This window comes from Otariodibacter sp., assembly GCF_029256985.1.
Taxonomy (GTDB): domain Bacteria; phylum Pseudomonadota; class Gammaproteobacteria; order Enterobacterales; family Pasteurellaceae; genus Otariodibacter.
Genome location: NZ_JARIDQ010000039.1, coordinates 1 through 5,111, shown reverse-complemented (window position 1 = coordinate 5,111; position 5,111 = coordinate 1). Strand labels below are relative to the sequence as shown.

Sequence of the window (5,111 nt, the reverse complement as noted above, 5' to 3'; positions counted from 1 at the left end):
TTTTCTTCAAAACCGATTTAAAACAACGGTTAGAAGATCAACTTCCACGTTTAGAAACCGTTTTATTCCAACAACAATTAGGTACATTGCGTGATAAAACAGACCGTATTGAGCAATTAAGCGGTGCCATTGCAAAACAAATTGGTGCAGATGAAACCAAAGCAAAACGTGCAGGCTTACTCTCTAAATGTGACTTAATGACCAATATGGTGTTTGAATTTACCGATACCCAAGGTGTTATGGGTATGCACTATGCCCGTCATGATGGTGAAGATGAAGAAGTGGCGGTAGCATTAAATGAACAATATATGCCACGCTTTGCTGGCGATGAGCTACCAAACTCACTTGTTGCTTGTGCGGTCGCATTAGCCGATAAAATTGACACCCTAACAGGTATTTTTGGTATCGGGCAACATCCAAAAGGCGATAAAGACCCATTTGCTCTACGTCGTGCAGCATTGGGTGTATTGCGTATTATCGTTGAGAAAAAATTACCACTTGATTTAGAAGAGCTAGTAAAAACATCTGTTGAATTATTTGGCGATAAATTAACAAATAAAGATGTAGTTAGCGATGTGGTTGATTTTATGCTCGGGCGTTTCCGTGCGTGGTATCAAGATGAAGGTATTGCGGTTGATGTGATTCAAGCAGTATTAGCTCGTCGCCCAACCAAGCCTGCCGACTTTGATGCACGTGTGCGTGCGGTAGCGCATTTCCGTACTTTAGATTCAGCGGTTGCATTAGCCGCAGCGAATAAACGTGTAAGTAATATTTTAGCTAAAGCAGATATTGCAATTGGCGAGATTGATCTAACCGCTTGCGTAGAACCAACAGAAAAAGCCCTAGCAGAAGCTGTGATTAAGCTACAAAGTGATCTTCAACCATTAGTTGCTGAAGGTAATTACACCGCCGTGTTAGATCAGCTTGCGAATTTACGCCAACCGGTTGATAGTTTCTTTGATAACGTCATGGTCAATGCGGAAGATCCAAAACTCCGCCAAAATCGACTTGCGATTTTAAATACCTTACAGAACTTATTCTTACAAGTTGCTGATATTTCGTTATTGCAATAAATAAGAGTTATAAAGACCGCTAACAAGCGGTCTTTTTTCAATGTTAATATAATATACAGGGGATAAATTATGGTCAAAAAAACTGAATTATTATTTACGAATCAATGGGATGTGCGTATCAGTGATCCGGGGTTAGAAGGCTCAATGAGTAATTATTTTGAGACTGTGAGTTTAAAATTAGAGGCTCATATTGAAAATAATCAAGCGTCTTATGAGTTTATTCGTAAAGCTGAAAAAGAAGTTGAAATTCATCGTATATTTGATAATGTTGACGACTTATTCAAATTCCTTGCGGAATACTTAGGCCCTGTGGCATTGGGTAATATTGGTGTGAAAATTGGTAAATTGGGATTAGCTTAATTGTATGAGTGAAAATACACCCTTGTATTTACAAACACAGCCCTATTGGGATTTTTTGCGTATTGAGCGACAAGTCAGCCCACATACGTTAAGTAATTACCAACGGCAACTAAAAGCTATTTGTGAGATGTTGAATAAACAGCAAATTACAGAATGGCAAGCAGTTGATACCTCTGTGATACGTTGGATATTGTCCGAAAGTCACAAAGAAGGATTAGGTGCAAAAAGTGTTGGCTTGCGTTTAGTTGCGTTACGTCAATTCCTTGCTTTTTTAGTTAGTAAAGAAGTAATTCAGACAAACCCAGCTGTTGGTATTAAAGCACCAAAAATAAATAAACACCTTCCAAAAAATATTGATGCTGAACAGATTACACAATTGCTAAATGTTGAGAGTAATCAACCGCTTGATCTGCGTGATTTAGCTATGATGGAATTGATGTATAGTTCCGGCTTGCGTCTAGCTGAATTACAAGGTCTAGATATTGGCGATATGGATTTAAATGTAGGAGAGGTTCGAGTACTCGGTAAACGAAGCAAAGAGCGAATTGTACCAATAGGTTCAAAAGCGATTGAGGCTATCAATAAGTGGTTAGCTGTTCGCACTGAATTTAATCCAAAAGATAATGCCTTATTTTTAAATCAACGAGGAGGACGGATTTCTACCCGTTCAATTCAATTAATTATGCAAAAATGGGGAAAAAGACAGGGATTAAACACCCATTTACACCCACATAAACTTCGTCATTCATTTGCAACTCACATGCTTGAAGCAAGTTCTGATCTTCGAGCTGTTCAAGAGTTACTGGGACATAGTAATTTATCCACTACACAAATCTATACTCACTTAGATTTTCAACACCTTGCTAAAATTTATGATTCAACTCATCCAAGAGCGAGAAGAAAAAAAGAGTGATATGATATTATCACTCTTTATAAAAATTAGGCTGGTATCAACAAATACTTTATCAATACCGATTAAATAATTTACTCAGCGAAAGAGAGTCGTTTCATATCAGTCATATAACCACGAAGTTCTTGACCAATAAGTTCAACTGGATGATTACGGATTAATTCGTTTACATCTCTTAATGTAATATTATCAATCTCTGTTGCTGGTGTTGACTCACCAATATCTCCTTTGCGTAAAGTTGGTATAATTTTCTCACGGAAAATAGGTTCCGCTGCATTAGCAAATAGATAGTTACCATATTCTGCAGTATCAGAGATAACCACATTCATTTCATAAAGACGTTTACGAGCAATAGTATTTGCAATCAATGGTAACTCATGAAGTGATTCATAATAAGCAGATTCTTCGTAAATACCGCTTGCAACCATCACATCAAAGGCTAATTCAACGCCGGCTTTAACCATTGCGATCATTAATACACCATTATCAAAATATTCTTGTTCACTAATTTTGATTGCATCGCCTTTTGGTGCTTTTTCAAAAGCAGTTTGCCTTGTATCTTCACGCCATTTTAGTAATTTAGCATCATCATTAGCCCAGTCTGCCATCATTGTTGCAGAAAACTCGCCACTTAAAATATCATCCATATGCTTTTGGAAAAGAGGAGTAAACTCTTCTTTGATTTGTTCTGCTAATTTAAATGCACGTAGTTTTGCAGTATTTGATAAACGATCCATCATTAAAGTAACACCACCTTGTTTTAAGGCTTCAGTAATAGTTTCCCAACCAAATTGAATTAATTTACCCGCATAAGCTGGATCTTTCCCATCTGCAATTAATTTGTCATAACAAACAAGTGAACCTACTTGTAACATTCCACAAAGAATAGTTTGTTCACCCATTAAATCTGATTTAACTTCTGCAACAAAAGATGACTCTAATACGCCTGCACGATCACCACCTGTTGCTACTGCCCATGCTTTAGCAATGTCAAACCCCTCACCTTTTGGATCATTTTCTGGATGAACTGCAATCAAAGTTGGTACGCCAAATCCACGTTTGTATTCTTCACGCACCTCTGTACCCGGTGATTTTGGTGCTACCATCACAACCGTAAGATCTTTACGAATTTGCTCACCACCTTCCACAATATTTAAGCCGTGTGAATACCCTAATGCTGCGCCTTGCTTAATCAAGCCCATCACATCAGAAATAACTTTTGGATGTTGTTTATCTGGAGTAAGATTGATAACTAAATCTGCGGTTGGAATTACTTCTTGATAAGTTCCTACTTTAAATCCATTTTCTGTTGCACGTTTAAATGAGGTTCGTTGTTCTGCAATGGCTTCAGGACGTAAAGCATAGCTAATATCTAAACCAGAATCACGCATATTTAATCCTTGATTCAATCCTTGAGCGCCGCACCCAACTATAACAATTTTTTTGCCTTTTAAGAAATCTACGCCATTAGCAAATTCTTCTCTTTGCATAAAACGGCAATGTCCTAATTGATCTAATTTTTGACGAAAATTTAATGTATTGAAGTAGTTAGCCATATTTGCATTTCCTTTTTCTGTATAAAAATAACTTAGTATTTGTCTGGAGTATAAACCGTATTTTATATTTCAAAAAGTGATATTATTGATATTTATAATTGCAATTATTGCAATATATAGCGGTCAGTTTTGCACAATTTTTTGCAAAAAAGAGTAAGAATCTTACCGCTTACTTTGCGAGATAAGAAGGATCAGCTATAATCAAATTCATTTTTCACCCCTTACCAATAATAGAAGGAAATCAAAATGGGCTTAGAAAACGTACCTGCTGGTAAAGAGTTACCAGACGATATTTATGTAGTAATTGAAATTCCAGCAAATTCAGATCCAATTAAATATGAAGTAGATAAAGAGTCTGGTTCATTATTTGTTGACCGTTTTATGGCAACAGCAATGTTCTATCCTGCTAACTATGGTTACGTTAACCATACGCTTTCATTGGATGGTGATCCTGTAGATGTGCTTGTACCAACACCTTATCCATTACAACCGGGTTCAGTGATCCGTTGCCGTCCAGTTGGTGTATTAAAAATGACGGATGAATCAGGTCAAGATGCGAAAGTAATCGCTGTTCCTCATACAAAATTAAGCAAAGAATATGATCACATTAAAGATATTGATGATGTACCAGCACTTTTAAAAGCACAAATCCAGCATTTCTTTGAAAGCTACAAAGCATTGGAAGCAGGAAAATGGGTTAAAGTTGATGGGTGGGAAGGTGTTGAATCTGCTCGCCAAGAAATTTTAGACTCTTTTGAGCGTGCGAAAAAATAAGATTTATGGGACTCAAAATGCCAAAGTATTCCTTTGGCATTTTTTATAAGGTAACATTATGAAATTATTAAGAAAAGTGAGTATAATAAGCTTTTTTATTTTGATTTTAAGTGCTTGTGTAACAACGCAACAAATGAATACACAAGCATCGAGTCAATATAATCAAGTAAAACAAAAAGCATCATCGCAAGGTGTTCTCGATACGTCCTCCACTACCGCAAGACGAGTTCATGCAGTTTTTAATAAAATGAAACCTTATGCAGAACGAGAAAATTCCACGGGTATACCATTTCAATGGGAAATAATGGTGATCAGAAGCAATGATTTAAATGCTTGGGCAATGCCTGGTGGGAAAATGGCATTTTATACTGGGTTAGTTGAAAAACTAAATCTAAATGATGACGAAATTGCAACTGTGATGGGACATGAAATGACCCA

Annotated in this window: 6 protein-coding genes; 5 read left to right on the top strand and 1 reads right to left on the bottom strand. The window is 36.7% G+C overall.

Going from position 1 to position 5,111, the window contains the following annotated elements:
• The 3 genes from glyS to xerC all read left to right on the top strand — a co-directional run.
• A partial coding sequence (gene glyS / locus Q1J40_RS03870) for a glycine--tRNA ligase subunit beta (RefSeq protein WP_301098741.1) occupies positions 1 to 1,073 on the top strand: 1,073 nt, incomplete at its 5' end.
• Between the two features lie 69 nt (positions 1,074 to 1,142).
• Positions 1,143 to 1,433: a DUF5377 family protein gene (locus Q1J40_RS03865; protein ID WP_301098740.1), complete on the top strand. Its 291-nt coding sequence runs from the start codon at positions 1,143 to 1,145 to the stop codon at positions 1,431 to 1,433.
• Positions 1,434 to 1,437: 4 nt separating this feature from the next.
• Positions 1,438 to 2,346: a tyrosine recombinase XerC gene (xerC, locus tag Q1J40_RS03860; RefSeq protein WP_301098739.1), complete on the top strand. Its 909-nt coding sequence runs from the start codon at positions 1,438 to 1,440 to the stop codon at positions 2,344 to 2,346.
• Positions 2,347 to 2,417: 71 nt separating this feature from the next.
• Here the strand turns inward: xerC and ilvC are convergent, their stop codons facing one another.
• On the bottom strand, positions 2,418 to 3,899 hold the full coding sequence (ilvC, locus tag Q1J40_RS03855; RefSeq protein ID WP_301098738.1) for a ketol-acid reductoisomerase: 1,482 nt from the start codon (positions 3,897 to 3,899) through the stop codon (positions 2,418 to 2,420).
• 246 nt (positions 3,900 to 4,145) lie between these two features.
• Between ilvC and ppa the strand changes: the two genes are divergently transcribed.
• Positions 4,146 to 4,673 (top strand): inorganic diphosphatase, encoded by a 528-nt coding sequence (ppa, locus tag Q1J40_RS03850; RefSeq protein ID WP_301098737.1) that lies wholly within the window; start codon positions 4,146 to 4,148, stop codon positions 4,671 to 4,673.
• Between the two features lie 58 nt (positions 4,674 to 4,731).
• Positions 4,732 to 5,111: M48 family metalloprotease (locus Q1J40_RS03845; RefSeq protein WP_301098736.1), on the top strand; the 380-nt coding region annotated here is incomplete at its 3' end.

What these genes read in the sequence shown, in the direction of transcription:
- ilvC (WP_301098738.1), bottom strand. Translation starts at nt 3,899, where the DNA reads ATGGCTAACTACTTCAATACATTAAATTTTCGTCAAAAATTAGATCAA.
- Q1J40_RS03865 (WP_301098740.1), top strand. Translation starts at nt 1,143, where the DNA reads ATGGTCAAAAAAACTGAATTATTATTTACGAATCAATGGGATGTGCGT.
- xerC (WP_301098739.1), top strand. Translation starts at nt 1,438, where the DNA reads ATGAGTGAAAATACACCCTTGTATTTACAAACACAGCCCTATTGGGAT.
- ppa (WP_301098737.1), top strand. Translation starts at nt 4,146, where the DNA reads ATGGGCTTAGAAAACGTACCTGCTGGTAAAGAGTTACCAGACGATATT.